The organism is Algoriphagus aquimarinus, from assembly GCF_007997215.1.
GTDB classification, from domain to species: domain Bacteria; phylum Bacteroidota; class Bacteroidia; order Cytophagales; family Cyclobacteriaceae; genus Algoriphagus; species Algoriphagus aquimarinus_A.
This window is the reverse complement of sequence record NZ_VORW01000018.1, coordinates 70,676-92,146: the sequence shown is the minus strand read 5'-3', so window position 1 is coordinate 92,146 and position 21,471 is coordinate 70,676. Positions and strand designations below refer to the sequence as shown.

General features: G+C 39.6%; 14 protein-coding genes. 10 read left to right on the top strand and 4 right to left on the bottom strand.

What is annotated here, in order from left to right:
- The first annotated feature begins 164 nt into the window (after nt 1-164).
- The 5 genes from ESV85_RS18095 to ESV85_RS18075 all read left to right on the top strand — a co-directional run bounded on the left by ESV85_RS18095 (nt 165) and on the right by ESV85_RS18075 (nt 7,848).
- Nucleotides 165-911 carry a hypothetical protein gene (locus ESV85_RS18095; RefSeq protein ID WP_146920105.1) on the top strand — a complete coding sequence of 249 codons (747 nt, stop codon included), beginning with the start codon at nt 165-167 and terminating at the stop codon, nt 909-911.
- Nucleotides 912-915: 4 nt separating this feature from the next.
- Nucleotides 916-2,967, top strand: a complete 2,052-nt coding sequence (locus ESV85_RS18090) for an IPT/TIG domain-containing protein (protein WP_146920104.1) — start codon at nt 916-918, stop codon at nt 2,965-2,967.
- A 127-nt stretch (nt 2,968-3,094) separates the two neighbouring features.
- Nucleotides 3,095-5,572, top strand: a complete 2,478-nt coding sequence (gene lon, locus ESV85_RS18085) for an endopeptidase La (protein WP_146920103.1) — start codon at nt 3,095-3,097, stop codon at nt 5,570-5,572.
- 111 nt (nt 5,573-5,683) lie between these two features.
- Nucleotides 5,684-7,081 (top strand): ATP-dependent protease ATPase subunit HslU, encoded by a 1,398-nt coding sequence (hslU, locus tag ESV85_RS18080; RefSeq protein WP_146920102.1) that lies wholly within the window; start codon nt 5,684-5,686, stop codon nt 7,079-7,081.
- A 32-nt stretch (nt 7,082-7,113) separates the two neighbouring features.
- On the top strand, nt 7,114-7,848 hold the full coding sequence (locus ESV85_RS18075; RefSeq protein ID WP_146920100.1) for an SDR family NAD(P)-dependent oxidoreductase: 735 nt from the start codon (nt 7,114-7,116) through the stop codon (nt 7,846-7,848).
- 191 nt (nt 7,849-8,039) lie between these two features.
- Here ESV85_RS18075 and ESV85_RS18070 read toward each other — a convergent pair whose 3' ends face one another.
- Nucleotides 8,040-8,528 carry a SixA phosphatase family protein gene (locus tag ESV85_RS18070; protein ID WP_146920098.1) on the bottom strand — a complete coding sequence of 163 codons (489 nt, stop codon included), beginning with the start codon at nt 8,526-8,528 and terminating at the stop codon, nt 8,040-8,042.
- An 88-nt stretch (nt 8,529-8,616) separates the two neighbouring features.
- Here ESV85_RS18070 and ESV85_RS18065 point away from each other — a divergent pair, with 88 nt between their 5' ends.
- Nucleotides 8,617-8,808: a cold-shock protein gene (locus tag ESV85_RS18065; RefSeq protein ID WP_092896268.1), complete on the top strand. Its 192-nt coding sequence runs from the start codon at nt 8,617-8,619 to the stop codon at nt 8,806-8,808.
- 41 nt (nt 8,809-8,849) lie between these two features.
- Here the strand turns inward: ESV85_RS18065 and ESV85_RS18060 are convergent, their stop codons facing one another.
- Nucleotides 8,850-11,381: a mechanosensitive ion channel family protein gene (locus ESV85_RS18060; protein WP_146920096.1), complete on the bottom strand. Its 2,532-nt coding sequence runs from the start codon at nt 11,379-11,381 to the stop codon at nt 8,850-8,852.
- Between the two features lie 362 nt (nt 11,382-11,743).
- On the opposite strand from ESV85_RS18060, the gene ESV85_RS18055 reads away from it, so the two are divergent.
- Both ESV85_RS18055 and ESV85_RS18050 read left to right on the top strand, forming a co-directional pair.
- Complete coding sequence (locus ESV85_RS18055) at nt 11,744-13,240, top strand: S1C family serine protease (RefSeq protein WP_146920095.1); 1,497 nt, start codon at nt 11,744-11,746, stop codon at nt 13,238-13,240.
- 129 nt (nt 13,241-13,369) lie between these two features.
- Nucleotides 13,370-14,662: a serine hydrolase domain-containing protein gene (locus ESV85_RS18050; protein ID WP_146920093.1), complete on the top strand. Its 1,293-nt coding sequence runs from the start codon at nt 13,370-13,372 to the stop codon at nt 14,660-14,662.
- A 43-nt stretch (nt 14,663-14,705) separates the two neighbouring features.
- On the opposite strand, the gene ESV85_RS18045 is transcribed toward ESV85_RS18050, so the two are convergent.
- The gene (locus ESV85_RS18045) at nt 14,706-15,083 is read right to left on the bottom strand and encodes a hypothetical protein (protein ID WP_146920091.1); all 378 of its coding nucleotides are present in this window, start codon (nt 15,081-15,083) and stop codon (nt 14,706-14,708) included.
- Nucleotides 15,080-16,486 carry a 23S rRNA (uracil(1939)-C(5))-methyltransferase RlmD gene (gene rlmD, locus ESV85_RS18040; RefSeq protein ID WP_146920089.1) on the bottom strand — a complete coding sequence of 469 codons (1,407 nt, stop codon included), beginning with the start codon at nt 16,484-16,486 and terminating at the stop codon, nt 15,080-15,082. The genes ESV85_RS18045 and rlmD overlap by 4 nt, the downstream gene beginning before the upstream one ends.
- Nucleotides 16,487-16,741: 255 nt before the next feature.
- Between rlmD and ESV85_RS18035 the strand changes: the two genes are divergently transcribed.
- Both ESV85_RS18035 and ESV85_RS18030 read left to right on the top strand, forming a co-directional pair.
- Nucleotides 16,742-17,563 carry an SDR family oxidoreductase gene (locus ESV85_RS18035; RefSeq protein ID WP_146920088.1) on the top strand — a complete coding sequence of 274 codons (822 nt, stop codon included), beginning with the start codon at nt 16,742-16,744 and terminating at the stop codon, nt 17,561-17,563.
- Nucleotides 17,564-21,451 (top strand): DEAD/DEAH box helicase, encoded by a 3,888-nt coding sequence (locus ESV85_RS18030; RefSeq protein WP_146920086.1) that lies wholly within the window; start codon nt 17,564-17,566, stop codon nt 21,449-21,451.
- Nucleotides 21,452-21,471 lie beyond the last annotated feature (20 nt).

Here is a 21,471-nt window from a genome sequence, read left to right as displayed (position 1 = left end):
TGAAAGCCAACCAAACGGCCCTATTTCCAACCTAGTGGGCTTACATTCCAATTTCACCCAAAAATCTCCTCTGATTAAGTTCTTTTCAACCTCTCTGAGAAATTCTTACTTTAGTCGGACACTAGTGACTGAAAATATTAACATCAGGAACTTGTGGATTTGAAATGCAAGATCTGATTGAAAAGTCCAGGCTAGATGAGCAGGATTTTATCAGGATTCTAACCCAATATCACGAATGTGAGGAATTACCCTATAAGCTGCATATAGAAAAAATACCATTTGTGAAATTATCCCCCACTTTCTCTTTGGGACTTGGTGCAGATTTCACCTCAGCAAGCAATGTTCCAAATAAGTTTAATTACGCTTTTACCAACTCATCACGCTACGTTGCCTTCGCAGGATTTAGATTACATGATTTCAGAAGATTCCCAAAATCCTCATTAGATCTTAGGATAGGCTATGTAATGTATTCAGGTACTATTGACGCTAGTATTTATAAAGGGAATGACTTAGTTACTGCAAGTCAGACTTTTCGGGAGAATAGCATTGTTATTCCTTTTAGCTACAACTATAGTTTTGTCAAAAGAAAAGATTTTGATTTATATCTGGGTTTGGTATTATCTGGATGGTTCAGTTCCGGTATAACTGAATTGGGCATTTTAGAATTAACTGCTACTTATAAGCCCGGTGAGATTCAATTGGTTGAAGAGAAGATTATGCGAGTTTCAACAAATAAAGTTTTCCCTAGCTTGAAAACAGGGGCTAATTTCACGATTTCTGACAAGATGAAGGTTTTTACTGAACTGGGAGTGGAGTTTTTCAAAGACTATTATAATGTTCAGATTTTAGCTTCACCACTTATTAACCTTAACCGTACTTATGTTTCACTTCAATTAGGGTTAGAATTTTAATACGATGAAAAAGAATTGGATAGTTCTTATTGCTTTAGTGGTGGTCTTTTCCTGTAACGAAAACGATGAAGTGGTGCCAAGAACCAATCCGCGTTTCAGCGTAACCTACATACAGGAAGTAACTTCTACGGGGGCAGAATTCAGTGCAAATGTGTACGATTTTGGCTCCGATGAAATTTTGGAATACGGTTTTGTATACAGTAAAGATTTTGAGCCTAGAGTGGGGGATGGAGAGGTGATAAAATCAGAAGGTCGTCCTCAAAGTACTTTTAAGCTAGTCGGGGATCACTCAATGGTCAAAGGTCAAATTTATTTTGTAGTGGCTTTTATCAAGACTAGCCAATCGATCGTGTATTCACAAACTGTTAATTTCAAGAGCCAAGGATCAGAGGGTTTTATTTTTGACAAATTGGTTGGTGGTCCAGAAGTATATTTTGGAGATACGCTTACCGTTTATGGATCCAGATTTAGTACAGATGAGGCGAACTATGAGGTGCTTGTCAACAACGGAAAGGCTAACATAGTTGACATTAATAACGACAGCTTCAAGATAATTATCCCAGAAGAGTTGGGTTTTGGCTATCCGTATGATTACGATGGAAAGATTATAGTTAAAATTTCAATTTTAGATAAAACGTTGGAAATTAATACTGATATAAAGTTTTATGATCCAATTTTCTATGAGTCGGATAAGGAGTTTAGATACGAAGAAAGTTTTTACATAAAGGGTAAATACCTAAGAGATGGTAATATGTCCCTTAGCTACCCTAATTATAACATAGAGATAGTAAGTAACTCTGATACTTTAATTGTGTTCAAGCCATTTGCCAATTTTGAGACACTCCAACCAGCATTCCAAGTTTACTTGCGTGGCAAAGGCTATGAGGTAAAAAACAGTATAAAAATAATGAGGACTGAACTTCTACCAGGGCAAACAGTAAAATCAGGGTCTATTTTTTCAAACTTGATAATCAAAGGGACCAACTTCAATTCTGTAAATCCATTTAGTAATTTTTTTGTTTCAGATGTAGAAGGACAGCAATTCGATGTTAATTATAATGTCACTCCAAATGAAATTAAAGTTTATGTGCAGAGTAATGCAGTACCAAATCCTCGATTCTTTAAGGTTTGGGCATTCAATGCAGGAGTGAAATCTACTAATTACGTTACGGTAGAGAATACTGATCCTTCATTGTCTTATATGTATACTCACAATTTCCCATTTACTGCCGCCAAACCTGGGAGATCTGTTACTTGGCGTGACAAGGGTATATGGTTGGTGGATGGGAAAATTACAGAAGTAGATCCTGATAAGAAAACGGGCAGGATCTTGAAAACTGTTGATCTTAATCAGGGAAGTATTGCTTCTTCATTTGCTGTAATTCATGAGGACAAGGTTTATTTCGCAGGAGAAAATGAAGTGATTGCAAATACTCCCGGAAGATTTTATAGTTATGATCTGGTCACAGGAATTCTGACTGAATTGCCCAAAATACCATCCAAAGCATCTACACCAAAAGCATTGTTTGTTTCTGGAGGGTATTTGTATTTCGGTGGTGGATATTATAAAGATGAAATTGATATTCAAAAAGTGGTCGAGGGATACAAATTTAACCTGACTACAAAGACATGGAGTACTTGGAGTAAGAAGTTCCCATCCTTAGATGTATGGGACTTTGAGACGACTTTCAAATATCAGGGTAATGTTTATGGGCTGGTGAATGAAATTGTAAATTCAGATTTCAGAGCCACTAGATTAATGAGATTTGATAGTGCATCTGAAGATTGGGTGGAGCTTGCAAAATATCCTTTCTTAGGAATAGCTAATGGAAATGTAGTTATGCCAATAGGAGATTTTGCGTATGTGTTTATGGGGTCAGTTCTTCAGAGCATAAATATGCAATCTTATAGTAGGAAAGTAGTGCCTGGAGTAACTGTTAAAGGCAACCACTATGGGCAGCCACCTTTTATATTTACCTCAAAGGATAAGATCTATACGAGTTCATACTTTGAAAATGTGATGTATCAAGTAGATCCAGCATATTTTCAAAATTGATATCTGCCAATCTGACCACTTCGGTCTATTGGCATACACCTTGACCTTTTAGGAAGAACCTTCGTATTTTGGGGGTTCTTCTTTTATTTTAGCAAAAAACCGACAGCTTAGCTGTCATTCTGTCTATATGAGCCAATTCGAAAATTCTGTGTTTCAAAACTTAATGGTCGGTGAATTTTCCGGTGAGGGAGATCTGATCCAACTGATTACGGACGAGGAGGATGATGCACCCGGTAAGGAAATTCTTGAAGAAGAGATTCCTATCCTTTCAGTAAGAAATACAGTCCTTTTCCCAGGTGTCGTGATTCCTATCACTGTTGGAAGACAGAGATCTATCCGTCTGGTGAAAAAAGCCCAAAAAGGAAATAAGTTGATTGGAGTTTGCGCTCAGATCAATCCAAATATCGATGATCCAGGATGGGAGGATATCTACCAAGTAGGTACGCTCGCCAAGATCATCAAAATGATTGTACTTCCTGACGGGAATACTACGATCATTATTCAAGGGAAAAAGCGTTTTAAAATCAGTGAGCAAATCACTGATGATCCTTATTTCATGGCAAAAGCGGAGTATCTAGAGGAGAATTTCCCAAAAAGCTCCAAAAAGATTCAGGCGCTTGAGGAGTCCTTGAAGGAATCTGCTACACGAATCCTTCATTTGAATCCGGAAATTCCCCGTGAAGCTCAAGTTGCGTTGGACAACATTGACAATACGCCTTTTCTTACCCATTTCCTTTCTTCAAATATCAATGCTCCGGTCGAGTCCAAGCAACGGTTGTTAGAGATTAACGATGGTGTAGAGCGTGCGACACTTCTGCTTGAATTCATGATGAAGGATATCCAGATGCTGGAGCTGAAATCTGAGATTCAGAAGAAAGTTCATACTGATATCGATCAGCAGCAGCGGGATTATTTCCTACGTCAGCAGATGAAGGTACTTCAAACTGAACTTGGTGACGAAGGTCCCGAAAAAGAAGTGGAAGATCTTGCCGCTCGGGGAGCCTTGAAAAATTGGCCACCTGAAGTCAACAAGCATTTTCAGAAAGAATTAGACAAAATCCTTAGAATTAACCCTTCTGCGGCAGAATATCCGATTGCATTGAATTATGCAGAAACGATGGTGGAATTGCCATGGAATGAGTTTACTCAGGATAACTTTGATTTGAAGCATGCCAAGAAGGTGTTGGATGGAGATCACTTTGGACTGGAAAAAGTTAAGGAAAGAATCATAGAATACCTTGCTGTGTTGAAGTTGAAGAATGATCTGAAAGGACCAATTCTTTGCCTCTATGGCCCTCCAGGTGTAGGTAAAACCTCTCTTGGTAAGTCTGTGGCTGCAGCTTTAGGGAGAAAATATATCCGGATGTCTCTTGGAGGTATGCACGACGAAGCGGAGATCCGTGGTCACCGTAAAACTTACGTAGGTGCAATGCCTGGTAAGATCATCCAGAATATGAAAAAAGTAAAAATCTCAAACCCGGTTTATGTACTGGATGAGATTGATAAGCTTTCTTCTGATTTCCGTGGAGATCCTTCTTCAGCCTTTTTGGAAGTGCTGGATCCAGAGCAAAACAATGCCTTCTTGGATAACTACCTAGAAGTAGAGTATGACTTGAGCAAAGTTTTATTCATTGCTACAGCCAATTCACTGGATACCATTCAGCCTGCTTTACGAGACAGGATGGAAATCATTGAAGTGACAGGCTATACGCAAGAAGAGAAGGTGGAAATAGCCAAGCGCCATTTAGTTCCTAAGCAGAGAAAAGAACATGGCCTGAAAGCCAAGCAGATTTCTTTTGACAAGGCTGCCTTGGTGAAATTAATAGAAGATTATACCAGAGAATCAGGAGTAAGAAGCCTGGAACGAGTAATAGGTAAAGTGGTGAGAAATATCGCCAAATCTATTGCGATGGAAGAAGAATATAATCCGAAAATTACTGCTGCAGTAGTGAGAAGGGTCTTAGGTTCTGAGATTTTCGATAAGGAGTCTTACACTGATAACAGTACTGCTGGAGTAGTAACAGGCTTGGCTTGGACCAGTGTGGGTGGTGAGATTTTATTCATCGAAACTAGCCTAAGTAGAGGTAAAGGTAAACTTACGCTATCTGGTCAGCTGGGAGACGTAATGAAAGAATCGGCCATGACTGCCTTATCTTATCTTAAATCCAAGGCTGAGACCTTGGGCATTGATCATAGAGTATTTGATCAGTATGATCTTCATATTCACGTACCTGCTGGTGCTGTTCCTAAAGATGGACCTTCGGCAGGAATTACCATGCTGACGGCGATGGCTTCCGTGTACACTCAGAGAAAAATAAAGGCAAGAGTAGCCATGACTGGCGAGATCAGTTTGATAGGTAAGGTAATGCCTGTAGGCGGTATCAAGGAGAAAATCCTAGCAGCTAAAAGAGCTGGAATCAAAGAGATTATTCTTTGCAGCAAGAACAAAAGGGATATTGAGGAGATCGATGAGCACTACGTAAAAGGAGTGGAGTTTCACTTTGTAAACAGAGTGGAGGAAGTATTGGAGATTGCTTTGCTTAAAACCAAAGTAGATAATCCAGTTCATTTCAATCTTCAGCCCGAAAATGGTAAAGACAATTAAAAGGAATACAAATGCTTTCTATCAGGAGGCATTTTTCCTTTAAATAATACACTTACAAAAGCTCAGATCGAAAGTAACCACATCGGCTTGAGCATATTTTAACCTAACATCATGGAAAAGATACTTTCACTTACTCCGAGACAGATCGTCGCTGAGTTGGATAAATATATAATTGGGCAAAATAATGCCAAGCGTAACGTTGCGATTGCACTGAGAAATAGAATTCGTCGCTTGATGGTGAAGACGGATATCCAAAAGGATATAGTCCCAAATAACATCCTGATGATAGGTTCTACAGGTGTAGGTAAGACTGAGATCGCCAGAAGATTGGCGAAAGTAGCAAACGCACCATTTACCAAAGTGGAGGCTTCTAAGTTTACAGAAGTAGGCTATGTGGGACGTGACGTCGAGAGCATGGTGAGAGATCTTATGGAGCAGTCAGTTGCTCTAGTAAGAGAGCAGAAAAATGAAGCGGTCAAAGTAAAAGCAGCGGAAGCCGTAGAAGAGATTATTCTTGATATTTTGATCCCTCCAGTGAAAAGCGCAGGATTTACACGTGCTATTCCTGTGGATACAGACGAAAATGCTGAGCCGAGTAATGATGCAGAACTGAATGAAAGAACGCGTGAGCGATTCAGAGAGAAGCTTCGTGACGGAGAATTAGATGAGCGTAAAATTGAGATCAGCGTAAAAGCAGGCTCTTCGATGGGCGTAGGAATGATTGGAAACGGCATGATGGATGATGCCAGTATGGCAGGCCTTCAGGATATGATTTCCAACATGATGCCCAAAAAAGTCAAAAAGCGTAAAGTGAGTATTTCTGAAGCGAGGAAGATTTTGTTGGAAGAGGAAATGTCTAAGTTGGTTGACTTTGAAGAAGTAAAGGAAGAAGCGATCAAACTTGCCGAAAACAACGGTATCATCTTTATAGATGAAATAGATAAAATTGCTTCTAAATCCGGTAAAAATGGTGGTGGACCAGATGTAAGCCGAGAAGGAGTACAGCGGGATTTGCTTCCAATTGTAGAAGGATCGGCAGTAAATACCAAATACGGGGTAATCAATACAGATCACGTGTTATTCATTGCTGCGGGTGCATTTCACGTGGCCAAGCCATCTGATTTGATTCCTGAATTACAAGGTAGATTCCCAATTCGTGTGGAGTTGCAAAGCTTGACGCAGGAAGATTTTTCAAGAATTTTGCGTGAGCCAAAGAATGCACTCACCAAACAGTACCAAGCACTATTTGAATCAGAGGAAGTATACTTAGAATTCAATGACGAATCCATAGAAGAGATCGCAAGATTGGCGTTTTTGATCAATCAGGAAGTTGAAAATATCGGGGCAAGAAGGCTTCATACGGTGATGAGTCATTTGCTGAATGATTTCTTATTTGATGTGCCAGATACGATCACTGCAAACTCTAAAATCATGGTGACTAAGGAAATGGTACAGGAAAGATTAAATTCTCTTGTCCAAAATAGGGATTTGTCTCAGTATATCCTTTAATATTGGGTTCATTACACCCACCCAATTACGTCATGCATAAATCACTACTTATCCTTACTGGACATAGTAAGGGACTTGGTAGAGCTATCTTAGATATTTATCTTCAGAAGGATGAGTTTGAAATTTTAGCTATTTCCAGAACTAAACTTGGATTGAATAACCCGAATTTAACAGAAATCAGTATTGATTTCGGTGATTTGGATGTTTTAGAAAATGAGCTTTCTGGCTTGTTTCCAAGTGGTGATTTTGAGGAGATTATCTTGATCAATAATGCTGGATGGATCGGAGAGATCAAGCCAGTTGGGAGCCTACAGGTGAAAAAGATGAGGATTCAAGTCAATGTAAATTTATTGACGCCTATTTATATGACGAATGCTTTTGTGTCAGCTTATAAAGATTCTAAAGCCAGAAAGATCATTTGCAATATCAGTTCTGGAGCAGCTTCCAAACCAGTAGAAGGATGGAGCGGGTATTGCAGTACAAAAGCTGCAATCGCGATGTTTACGAAAGTAGCTGCTAAAGAAAATAATGACTCTCAGTTTAGGTTTTTCAGCGTAGCACCAGGGATAGTAGATACTCAGATGCAGGAAGAAATACGACATGCTGATGAGTTGGACTTCCCTCAAATAGAGCGCTTCAAAAGCTATAAAGAAAATGGTGATCTTTCCACGCCTGAATTGGTGGCAGCTAAGATTAGTTATTTATTGGGAAATGAAAACGAGTTCCAAGAAGTGATTCAGGATGTCAGGAATTTTGATTTGCCATAATGACTATTTAACCACTGTGAGCACAGAGGTTTACGCAGAGGACGCTATTATTTAATAAATGAGCCACTTTGTGAAATGGATTTGTCCAAATTGTCAGACAATCCTAGTGATTCAGATTGCCCTGCTGTGACTGAAAACTGCGACTGCGACTAGCGCTTACAACTTCTTACTGTTCACCACTTCCTCATAGATCACCCTTTCTTCGGGAAGTCGATAAACCAAGCTCTGCAGTTTTCTGGGCGAACTTGAAACCAGTGGTCTGTATCTACTAGCAATCCATATTGCCCTGCCGTGGGTAGGTTGTCTAAGTTTCCGCCAAAAAAATCTATAAAGTCATTCATTCCTGGGTTGTGTCCCACTACAAAGATCAACTCATGGGAATCGTCTTGCCTCTGTATACATTTCAAAATCATTGCCGAAGAAGCGTGATATAAATGTTTTTCGTAAGCTATTTTCGATTTGGGGATGTGAAGCACCTCTGCGAGTATTTCAGCGGTTTGAGCTGCTCGTGTAGCAGTTGAGCTTAAAATTAGATCAGGAAGAATTCCTTTTTCCTTTAATCGAAACCCCATTTCAGGAACATTATCTAGCCCACGATCAGCTAGAGGCCTGTCGTGATCAGCTAAATTGGGGTTGTTCCATGCTGATTTTCCGTGTCTCACCAAAATTATTTTCTTCATTTCCTGAAAATAAGAATGATTATTTTGTTTTTTTTAATTGAATATTTACTTTTAGCGCTCTTTCAATTCCAATTTATCACAAATTATTATGTTTACCGGAACAGTAAAATTTTACAATGAAGCCAAAGGGTTTGGATTTATCGTTGACGATGAGTCTCAAAGCGAAGTATTCGTACACGCAACCGGTTTGGTAGATCAAGTCGCACAGAACGACAAAGTAACGTATGACATCAAAGAAGGCAATAAAGGGCCAAATGCTGTCAATGTAAAAAGAGCTTAATTAAGATCTTTTTTTGTTAGCGAAAACCAATCCTCTGAAGATTAGTCTTCAGAGGATTTTTTGTTTTCATCTGTTGAATTCTCCTCTGATCCAGAATCGATCATTTTCGGACTAATGTCTTCACCCGGTTTAGAAACTTTTTCTTGCCAATTAGAAGGGATAGTTTTTAAATATAGATCCCTTTTTGGGAATGGGATTTCTATGTTGTTTTCTGCAAATTTTTCAAAAATAGCAGACATCACTTCAGCACGTACATCGATCCATATATCCATACTTTCTACCCAGAATAGCACGCGGAAATCAACGGAACTATCGTTGAACGTCTGCATATAAACATTGGGATGAGGAGTCTTTAAGATCCTCTCATTTGTCAACACTTCTTCTAGGACTGATTTCACCAGATTCATGTCGGAACCATAGCCTACTCCAATAATTAATTCTACCCTACGCTTCTTGTCAGATAGTGTCCAGTTGATTAGGCTTTGAGATAGTAAGTCTCCATTAGGCATTACGATTTCCGAACCATCGTATCCTTGTATTTTGCTGGCTCGAATTCCGACCTCTTTGACTGTGCCACTGGTAGTTCCTACCTGTATTTCATCTCCGATTTGAATAGGTCGTTCAAAGGCCAGAATAATTCCGGAGACTAGGTTGTTGATGATGGTCTGCAAACCAAAGCCTATACCAACTGACAAGGCTCCCAATACGATTGCTATTTTATCAAAAGGAATTTTGGAAGCGGTCATGCCGAGTAGAAACCCTACAAATAATACTGCAAGACGAATTAAGAGTACTGAGCTTCCCAGTCGCTGCTTTCTGGAAGAAGCATTTTTCTGGTCTTTTACAGACGCGAAGTAGGCAATGTTATTGGCCAAGAAAGTGGATACATAAAGGATAGTAACGAAGAGAAGTATACTTCCAAATTGGAACACGGTTTCTCCCAACGTACGGTCTTGAAGGAGGAATTCTGAAATCCACTTATAGAAGTCGTCAAAATAACCAAGATGCCAGATAACCCCATATGCCCAAGTTGTACTAGCGAATACGTACAAGAGGCCCTTCATACGCTTCTGCAAGTCCTGAAAATCAAAATAGGAAGTAAACCCGTCGCTTTCCTTTTTGCTATTTTCTATGAATAAATAAATAGCCTCAAGAAATACATTGACAAAAAGATATAACCCTATACCACGATAAAACAAGATCGCACCAGTAACAGAGTAGGTTTTTGAGAGATTGAACCTGCCCGTGATATTTGCGAAAAAAGCAAAGCTTTCTATAGCAATCATAAATATGGCAAGGTATTTCAAAAAAGAATCGTGCTTACTTTTTTGTGTAATAGCATGCCTCAAAACTAATATCCCCATCCCTATGAAGACTAAAGTAGATAGGAGTATATACCATCTTTCCTGGTAGACTACTTTCCAGTTGAGACTGCTGAGTGCCAGTAGGATATAAGGGGTAATGAAGATGAACCAGATTTTATTGAAGTACTCCCCAAACTGTTCTTTGACCAGAAAGCATGATGCGATCACCATGGTAAAAGATAGGATTGAAATAAACACTAAGGGAGGCTTAGTGAAAATGATCAAAAATATGGGAAGCAGAATAAGTACGGTGGAGGAGAAAGTATGCCTTTTGAAATATTTGACGCGGTCAAGGATAAGAGAGGCAAAATCTTTTTGATTGCCAATCTCTTCGATGGTTGATCGGATTTTCAGATATACTAGAATTAGGATAGTACTGCAGATTAAGAAAATGTACCAGGTTCGTTCTACGTAAGCTGACATCAGCTGAGTATTGAACTCCATTGACTCGCTGATGACAGTAGGTAGATTAGTTACTTTTGAATAATTAACTGGTTCCCACAGGTAATTGATTTCCTTGGTCCAATATTGCCTGTCAAGTCTCTTTTTATTTTGATTTAAATATTGTTTCAATGAAAGGAAAACCACTGCATTTTCAGAAACTCTTGCTTGAAATCTAGCTGCGAGAATCTCTTGAGCTAGATAAATACTATCCACTGATTTAAGAGATGCTTTTAGCATTCTCAGTTCACTATTGATAGCAGGAATCAAAGTAGTATCACGAAGAGTCATGGCAAATAGTGAGTCTGACTTAATGGTATTCAGCTTGTTGCCTACTTGTGATAGCTTATCGACCCGCTCTTGAATATTTTTTTGGTATGATTTGTTTAAGTCTTCTGCAGTCGAAACCAAATTCTCCATTCCCACGATGTATCGATGGCTCAGATACTGTGAATCTGCTTCAGTTCTATTTTTTATTTTTTTTGCTAAAAGATTGATTTGTGGCAACATAACAGACATGTCTACCGTGTCCAAGGACTCAGAGAGTTCAAGGTTTAACTCGCTTAGATCGAAAGCATAATGTTGCGCTTTATTAATAACTTGAGCCAGTACGGAGCCTGCTGATTTCGTGTTTTTAGGAGGTATGTCTGTTGTGTCAGCATAATTAAAAAGTGTGTCTATCGCTTTAATGGAGGTTTCTTTCTCTTGGGCTTGCGAGAGGAATGACAGCGGGAGAATAAAAACCAATGTTAAAAAAAAGTGCTTCATAAAAACATAGTTGTGTTTACTAAAGAGACTATAGAGAAAATCATTCCAAGTGAGTATTTCAGATGCATCAAATCTATACTGATTATAGTGATTTAAAAATTGAAGATCGATCCTCTGTTCGAGGATTCACGTTCTAATTAAACTACTGAATTTTGCCTATTGAAAAACATCTGATCCTGCATTTGGTTAATGAAGTTAATAATGGGCAAATGGAGTAATACTTAGATTTATTATTTTAAAGCTCCCAAAAAGCGGTTAATTCATGTTAATTTGAACATCTAGACAGTTTTTCGGGTGTAATTTTTGGATCTATTTACTCGTGATTCTGTTTAATTACTACTGAAAAATAAAACTTAAAAAATATGAGCAAAAGACAATTCTTTCTGGGAATCCTTCTTGCCTCTTTAATCGGAGGCATCGTCGCCTTAGCAGGGCTTAGCTTTCTCGTACAACCACAAAATGCTACCAACTTTGATGAAAAGCAGCAAGCCAGTTTTGTAAACTTACTTTCTGGTGAAGATTTTACCGTTCCTGATGGGATCAACTTTGTAGCTTCGGCAGAGGCGGTAGTGCCCGCAGTAGTGCATGTAAAAAGTCAGGTCTCGTATGCCAGCAGAGGCAGAAGTCAGCGAGATCCAATTCAAGAGTATTTTGGTATACCTCCAAGAGATAATCAAGGGGGTGGCAGCCAACAAGGTCCCACGACTATGAGTTCGGGTTCTGGGGTCATCATTTCGCCTGACGGCTATATCGTGACGAATAATCACGTAGTGGAAAATTCCGATAGACTAGAAATTTCTCTGGACAATAATAAGCGGTATGTGGCAAAGGTAATTGGCACAGATCCTACCACTGATTTGGCGTTGTTGAAGATCGATGCAGAGGGATTGCCATTCGTGAGATTCGGTGATTCTGATAAAACTAAAATAGGTGAATGGGTGCTTGCAGTAGGTAATCCTTTTGATTTGAATTCCACAGTTACGGCTGGGATTATTTCTGCTAAAGCAAGAAATATCAGGATCTTAGATAATAACCTTGCAATTGAAGCCTTTTTACAAACAGACGCAGTGGTCAATCCAGGAAATTCAGGTGGAGCGCTTGTAAACCTTGCTGGTGAATTGATTGGTATTAACACAGCGATTGCGAGCAGTACTGGTACTTTCAGCGGATATTCATTTGCTGTACCAAGTACGCTGGTGAAAAAAGTAATGGATGACCTCATGCAGTATGGTACTGCGCAGAGAGCATTGCTCGGAGTTAGTATTTTAAATGTTAGTCCTGAGCTTTCTGATCAACTGGGTTATGAATTGCCGGTAGAGCAAGGCGTGTATATAGGAAGTGTAAATGAAAAAAGTGGTGGCGAAGAAGCAGGACTTAAGCAAGGTGATATCATCATAAGTCTGGATGGAAAGGTGACCAATAGTGTCGCTACTCTTCAAGAAATGGTGGCTAGGAAACGTCCTGGTGATAAAGTTGAAGTTGAGTACCTCCGTGATGGTAAAGCCAATAAAACTAATGTGACGCTTAAGAATTTCTCCGGTACCACAGATATTGTAAAAAAAGTGATTCCTAAAACCTATGAGTTTCAAGGAGTGAATTTTGAAGAGGTGCCAGATTCAGTCAAAGGACAACTTAAGTTAAGTGGTGGAGCTTTGATCTCGTCTGTTTCTGGAGAAAAATGGAGAAGGTCCGGAGCACGCCCTGGATTTATTATTACCTCGATCATGACAGAAAGTGGGAGAAGAAAAATATCAGGAGTTGAGAATCTCCTTGAAGTGCTAGAGGATACCGATGGGGAAGATATCGTAGTTCTTGGAATGTTCCAGGATGGGACAGAATATTACTTTGAGATAGACTAATAGCTCTTAAATAGAAGTATTTACAGGCTGGTGAATTTTCATCAGCCTGTTTTTTTTGCTCATTATGAGCTGCGGGATAGATTTTTGGGGCAGATTTACTACTTTACTTTTCAATCAAACCCACGACCTATGAAAAAGTATTTTTCAATTTTCAACTATAGTCTTTTACTGCTGTTTTTTACCAGTAATATATTTGCCCAAACTCCTTCAACGAGCCTTGAGCCACAAGGAAAGCAGCCTTTAAAAGGAATCTCATCAGATCGGTTAGAAAGAATCGATCATATGCTGGATCAAACACTGAGTGCCAATCAAGTTCCTGGATTAGTAGCATTAATTGTCAAAGATGGGAAGGTAGTCTACCATGAAGCCAAGGGGCTAGCAGATGTGCCGTCAGGTATGAAAATGGCAAAAGACCAGATTTTTAGAATTGCTTCCCAATCCAAAGCGATTACTTCTACTGCTGTGATGATGCTTTGGGAAGAGGGGAAGTTTAAGCTAGACGACCCGATTTCTAAATACATTCCTGAGTTTGCCAATCCACAGATCTTGACGGCGTTCCGCTACGGAGATTCTTCCTATTCTACCAAACCTTCGCCGCGTGAAATCACCATAAGACATCTGATTACTCATACTTCTGGAATTGGATACGGAATGATCGATGGCAATGAGCAGATGAAAATGATTTATCAAAAAGCTGGAATTGTGGATTTGTTCACGACTGAGCCAGTGAAAATCAGCGATAATATTAAGAAACTAGCTGCACTTCCACTTCATCATGAGCCGGGAACCAAATACACCTACAGTGAAGGACTTGATGTGTTAGGGTATTTTATAGAAGTGATCTCAGGTATGCCATTTGACCAGTTTTTGCAAACCCGGATTTTTGATCCTATTGGCATGAAAAACACGGGTTTCTATTTGAATGAAGCTCAAGGAAAGAAGCTGGTGACTATTCATCGTAAGGTGGATGATAAGTGGGAGTCATTTCCAGTGACTTTCTATAATCCGGATTATCCTAAAACTGGCGCAAAGACATTTTTCTCAGGTGGAGCTGGACTTTCATCTACAGCTGAGGATTATGCAAAATTCCTTCAGATGTACCTGAACGGAGGGGCTTATAATGGTACTAGATTCCTGAGCCCGACTACTATTAAAACGATTATGTCCAACCAAGTGGGAGATTTGCTAGGTAATGGAGGGAAAGATTATGGGCTTGCTTTTGGTTTGGTAGATGAAAATGGAGTTGCCCAGGGTGGAAATGGAAGTCTTGGTACTTTTGACTGGGGCGGTTATTTTAATACACAGTATTTCGCAGATCCAGTGACCAATACTATCGGTATACTTATGAAACAGACTCAAGGAGGAACAGGCGATGAATCCGCTTGGAAATTTAGGCAGATGGTATTTGCCGCTGTCGAATAGCAAAAGAGGCTGTCTCAAATTATTTGAGACAGCCTCTTATTTTTTAGTCGTTTGGATAGGGTAAGTATACGAAACTCGTAAAAGCACCGTCCATGACAAATAGACAGCAAAACTCATCCGGATCCTTATAAGCTCTTTGGAAATCTTCCAATGATTCCTCAGCGATCAATTTACGCTGAACAAACTCATCTAGGTAGGTCATGAAGTAATTCCAGTCTAGATTTTTTTCATCCTTCCCGACAAAAATTTTCCCAATAGGTTGCATCTCCTTGGAGATGGGGAAAATCGGATAATCAGAGAATTTTCGAGTTCGGATTTGATAAGAAGCCTCCTTTAGCGTGTCTGATATTTTTATAAAATCACTGGTGATTGTGCCCAGATATTTTCCGCTTAATTCTGGATCGTTGAAATCTGAAATCATGATTTTAGAGTTAAGAGTACGACATTTTCTACGTGATACGTTTGTGGGAACATGTCCACTGGCTGTATCTTTTCCACTTTATATTTTTCACTCAAAAGAGCTACATCTCTAGCCTGCGTGGCAGGGTTACAGGATACGTAAACGATCTTGGGAGCGTTCAATCTCAGCAGCATCTGCACTACTTTTTCATCCATTCCCGCACGCGGAGGGTCGGTGATGATCAAATCTGGAGCTGCATGATTTGCGATGAATTCATCGTTCAGCATGTCCTTCATATCGCCAGCATAGAAGAGTGTATTGTCCAGTCCGTTGATTTTCGAATTGAGCTTTGCATCTTCAATGGCCGCCGCTACATACTCGATACCTATGACTTGTTTGGCTTGCTTTGCTACGAAATTGGCGATTGTGCCTGTACCTGTATAGAGATCATATACTACTTCATTTCCTTGCAAATCGGCGAAATCACGAGCGACTTTGTACAATTCGTAAGCTTGCTCTGAATTCGTCTGATAGAAAGATTTTGGTCCGATACGGAATTTTAGTCCCTCCATTTCTTCTTCGATAAATGCCTCACCAGCGAAAGTAACTAATTCCAAGTCATGGAAAGTCTCATTTCCTTTGGTGTTGATCACATAAAGCAAGGAAGTGATTTCAGGGAATTTCGCATTCAAAAACTCCATTACTTTTTGAATTCCTTCCTGATCATCTTCACCGAATTGCACGATAACCATCGATTGCTCAGTGCTGGTGGTTCGGATGATGAGATTGCGAAGTAGCCCAACTTGTCCTCTAATGTCATAGAAGGTAAGTTCATTTGCTAGCGCAAAAGTTCTCAGTTCATTTCTAACATCATTCGAGATGCTTCCCTGAAGGTAGCAATGGTCCACATCGACGATTTTGTCAAACATCTTTGGGATATGAAATCCCAGAGCATTTCTGTCAAAATCTTCTCCTGAATGGATCTGCTCCACCGTCAACCACTTTTTGTTAGAAAAAGTGAAATCAAGCTTATTTCTATAATAACGAGTTTTTTCTGATCCTAAAGTGGGCATTACTTCAGGTATTTCTACTTTGGCGATGCGCTGAAACTGGTCCAAAACCTGCTGCCGCTTGTAGGTCTTCTGCAGGTCATAATTGATATGCTGCCATTTACAGCCACCACATGTACCGAAATGCGAGCAAAAAGGATCAATTCTTTCTTTGGAATATTCGTGAAAATTAACCGGTTCTCCTTCCATGAAAGAGCTTTTCCCCTTGGTGATTCTTACATCTACCACATCTCCAGGCGCTACGCCCGTTACAAAAACCACTTTCTCCTCATGATGTCCCAAACATTTCCCCTCTGAAGCGATACGCTCGATGAGAAGGTTGGTGATCACTTTGTTTTTCATTTTTCGCGACATGGGCGCAAAATTAGGAAAATTTGCCTTTAATAGTGAATTCCAGATCCAACAGATGATTTATATCGTTAGTAAAACTGCACTCCTCTTGAAATATTATTCCTTTAGAAAACTTTAAAATTGATTTCTGGGTTAAAAAATGGTTCGATAATTAAACTTACATTCTGCTTGAAATATTTATATGAATCAAGCTGGTAGTTTTTTTGATGCACTAACTCAAAATTTAGAAATCACAAATTCAGTATCTTTGCACGATAAATGAAACAAGACAGTCTTAAAGATAAAGTAGTTATTGTTACAGGTGCCACTTCTGGAATAGGAGAGTCCTGCGCAAGGATTTTTGGTAAAGCTGGCGCTAAAATCGTCATTACAGGCAGGAATCAAGAGAAATTGGATGCAGGTAAGGCAAAACTTGAAGCAGAAGGTATTGCTGTGTTAGCGATTTTGGCTGATGCCAGTGTGGTAGCTGATAATCAGCGGATGGCTGAGACTGTGCTTGCGGAATTTGGCAAAATAGATATCTTAATAAATAATGCAGGTATATCAATGCGTGCATTGTTTGAAAATCTTGATTTTGAAGTCTTTCATAAAGTAATGGATACGAATTTTTGGGGTACGGTCTATGCAACTAAATTTTGCCTTCCTTCCATCGTCGAAAATAAAGGAACTGTGATTGGGATTTCTTCAATTAATGGATTTCGTGGCACTCCTGCTAGAACAGCTTACACAGCAAGTAAATATGCCATGAATGGATTTTTCGAATCACTTCGGACTGAGGTGATGAAAAAAGGAGTACATGTATTAGTGGCTTGCCCTGGATTTACCGCGTCCAATATTCGTAAGAATGCACTTACTGCTCATGGATCTTTGCAGGGTGAATCGCCTCGGGACGAATCAAAAATGATGAGTTCGGATGAGGTAGCCGAAGAGATCTTGGCAGCCACATTGAAGAGAAAGCGTGATTTGGTACTTACCACTCAAGGTAAGCTCTTGGTTTTTTTGAATAAATGGATGCCTGGTAGGTTGGATCATATTGTATATAACCAGATGGCAAAGGAAAAAGACTCACCTTTCCATTAAATGCCTGAATCAATCTTTCAGACTTACCGAAATCGCCTTGTTGACCTGTCCTCCAAAAACAGGTCGCTTTATTTACCCAAGTCGGAAAGTTTCGGAGTTGTAGATCTGAAAGAATTAGATTTTTTAAATGGTGAAAATAGCTTTGAGATTATTAAGAAGGCTATTTCTTCTAAGAAACCAATTACATTATTACCAGAATCTGATCCTCGCCTCGCTGGCGTAAATACGCTTTCGAAAATATTTTCCAGGCTTTCATTTCGTGATCAATTGACCCAAGAAGAGACAGGCGAGCAGTCCTTGTTTCTTGGTTGGCCATTTGTCGAAGGGAAGTTAATCAACGGACAGGTCCTTCGAGCGCCGTTGTTACTTTTGGGGGTAAAGTTACAACTTGACAATGGGCAATGGGTTTTCACGAAAACAGATGAGTGGCAATGGAATCCAGCATTTCTTTTGGCTTATAGCCATGCGTATGGAAAAGCGTTAGATGCTGACTCGTTGAATCAAGAATTGCAGGAATTGTCCACGGGTGCGACAGAGTTCCGGACAGAGTTTTCTAAGCTACTCAATGATCACTTCTCTATTCAGCTGAGTTCATCTCTGTTTGAAGACAAGCTGGCTCAGTTTCCAGTTTCCCAATTGAGCGTGGATTCCAATCAATTTCAGGATGGTAAGATTGCGTTAAAAAGCTATGCACTTCTAGGGCTGTTTGCGCAGAAAGGTAGTTTTCTGTTTACTGATTATGAGAACCTACAACATGAGTTTGGGGAAATTGGCTTGGAGGAGCTATTTACCAAGCATTTCGAATCTCTCGGAAAGCAGCCTATTCCTCGGGAAGATCAGCTTTTTCCTGTTTTTCCACTTGATGCTTCTCAGGAAAATGTACTAGTGAAAGTTCGACAAGGTAAAAGTCTAGTCGTAGAGGGTCCTCCAGGTACAGGTAAGTCTCAATTGATTGCAAATCTGGTTTCTGACTATTGTTCTCGAGGGAAAAAAGTGTTGGTGGTTTCCCAAAAGAGAGCTGCATTAGATGTGGTTTTTGAGAGGTTGGCAAAAGTAGGTTTTGGCGATTTCTTGGGATTGGTTCACGATTTTCGGGCGGATCAGAAAGTCCTATTTCAGAAGATAAAAGCTCAAATCGAAGGCATAGAGTCCTATCAGGAGCAAAATCGAGGTATTGATTCTATTCAGCTAGAGCGTGAAATCTCTCAACATTCAAAAACGATCGCAAGGCTTTCGGAGAAGTTTGAAACGTTTAGAACTGCACTTTTTGATACCGATTCGGCGGGCATTCCAGTTAAGGCAATGTATTTGAATGCTGATCTAAAAAAGGCATTTTTTGAACATCCAGATTTAATTAAGCTGGATTATCAGATAGCTTTGGATTTTGAAAGAGCATATAAAATTTACCACGCTTACCAAACTCAGTTTGAAGGTTCGTTTTGGCAAAACGGAGTTTCCTTTGCTCATTTTGAGCCAGCTATTTTTCCTAGGGTCATTCAGAGTTTAAAAGAGATTTCAGGGTTTAGAGAAAAGACTATTCACCTGAACAAAGATTTTGACTTTGAAAAGCTTTCTCTGCTAGTCCTTTCGGATGCTAATTTTCCCAAAAATGCAGAGCGATTAACTGCATCTTTTAAGCAATTGGAAAAGCCTGATATAGGTATTTTAGCTGTTTTCGATTCCAATATTTTAAAGAACCTGACTAAGGTTAGGGACTGGAATATCGACGCAGTCAAAAAACTTCAGCAACTTTCGTTTGGGGTATCGACCAATAAGGAGAACCTTTCTGCACTAGAAAATGAATTGAATTCTTTGGAATCAAAGGCAAATTCATGGCTTGGGAAAATTCAGGTGAACTTGAGTAAAAGCAAGTTTCCTCTGACTTTTGATATTCTGAACCAAGCAAATCTAACCTTCAATGCAGCTTCTATTTCTAGTATTAGAGCTGAATTAGATACACTCAAGTCATTGAGTATTGAACTTTCAGAGCTTCCAATAATCGATGGATTGGAAAATAAGAAGCTTTCTCCTGAAGTCTTAAAAACTGAATTAGACTTGATAAACCCAATTTTGGACTTTGTAGAATCATGGAAAAGCCAACCAGAAATTCATTCATTGGCAAACTGGGATTCCAGAGATTTCAAACTGCAGCTCAAGAATCTAAATGAGTTATATAAATCGCTTCAGCTCAACTTAATAAATTGGAAAACCTTTCTGAGTGATGTGCAGATTTTGGAGATTCTGAAAAGCGGAACTCCTAAAATGGAGGCTGATCTGCAATTGAATCAGACTTTTTCTGAGCTGGTAGCCTTTGATAAATTTTTAGAAAGTTTAGATCCGATTACTATTTCCCTTGCCAAAAAAGTAGAGTTTGAATTCTCCAATATGAAGCTAGAGGAACAGGTTTTAGCTTTCTGGAATTCTTGGTATTTATCTTGGATAACAAATCTGGAGGCAAAGAATCCAGTATTGGCAGCAGCAGCAGGCAGTCTGACGATGCAGCATGAGCTGGATGAATTGAAGGAAGCAATTCTTGAAAAAAGAAAGATTGCTAGACATATCGCGTTGCTTAGGCTTCGAGAACAAGTCACTTCTGATCTAGAGTTTAATCGGTTAGGGAATCGGCTGACCTATAGGGATTTGCTTCATCAGGTAAGTAAAAAGAGACAGCGCTGGCCGATAAGGAAATTGGTGGAAGAAATGGGAGAGGAGATTTTTCGCTTGTTGCCCTGCTGGTTTGCAAGTCCAGAGACTGTTTCAGCTTTGTTTCCATTAGGTCAGGAATTTGATTTGGTGATTTTCGATGAAGCTTCACAATGTCAAGTAGAGCGAGGATTGCCTGCGATGCTTCGCGGAAAGCAGGTTGTCGTTGCTGGAGATTCCAAACAGCTTAGGCCATCAGACTTGTATCAGGTGAAATGGGAATCTGATGAGGAAGGAGTAGAGTATGAAGCTGAATCTTTACTGGAATTGGCTGGGAATTTATTCGAAAAACATCAGCTAAAAGGTCACTATCGCTCTGCTGATCCTGCTTTGATTCATTTCTCTAATCTGCATTTCTACGATAATCAATTGGAGTCTTTGCCTGATTACCATACTTCAATGGCTAAGAAGCCAGCTTTCTCTTGGGAAAAGACCGAGGGAATCTGGGCTAATCAGGTGAATAAGATGGAGGCTGAAGCTGTCGTTTTGAAAGTGGGGTTTATTTTAAATTCCAAGCCAACAGATACTATTGGAATTGTGACTGGGAATTATTTCCAGATGGAATTGATACGGGAAAAGCTCTGGAAAGCAGGTTTTCAAGACTCAGGAATCAAGGTTCGAAATATCGAAAATGTGCAAGGGGACGAGTTTGATCAGGTGATTTTATCCTTAGGCTATGCGCCTAATTCTGAAGGCAAGTTGGTGACGAACTTTGGTTTGCTTAGTAAGTTTGGATCAGAAAATAGACTGAACGTGGCCATCACCCGAGCTCGAAAGATGATGCATGTTATTTCGAGTATTGAACCATCCGATTTTCGTCCTAGTCAACTTAAAAACCCTGGCTTAGCACTTCTTCGAGAGTTTTTGGCTTTTGCTCAGGGTCAAAGTGGAAATGGCTCAATTCCTACTTTAGAGCTAAGTACTAATGGATATGAGATTGATTGGAGCTTGAAAAACAGACTTTTGAACACGGATAATTCTTATTCTGCTGAAGTTCCATCAGCTGTGATGGACTTGATTTCCGTGGGTTCAAATGGAGATAAGAAAGCCATTCTTACAGACGATCAGCGATTTTTTAATGCGTCTACGGCAAAAGCCGCGTTAGCTTATCATCCTATTTTGCTTGAGCAAAAAGGGTGGAAGTATGATTGGAAGTGGAGTAGGGAACGACTTTTTCATAAATAGATCTTTTATAACTCGTCTCA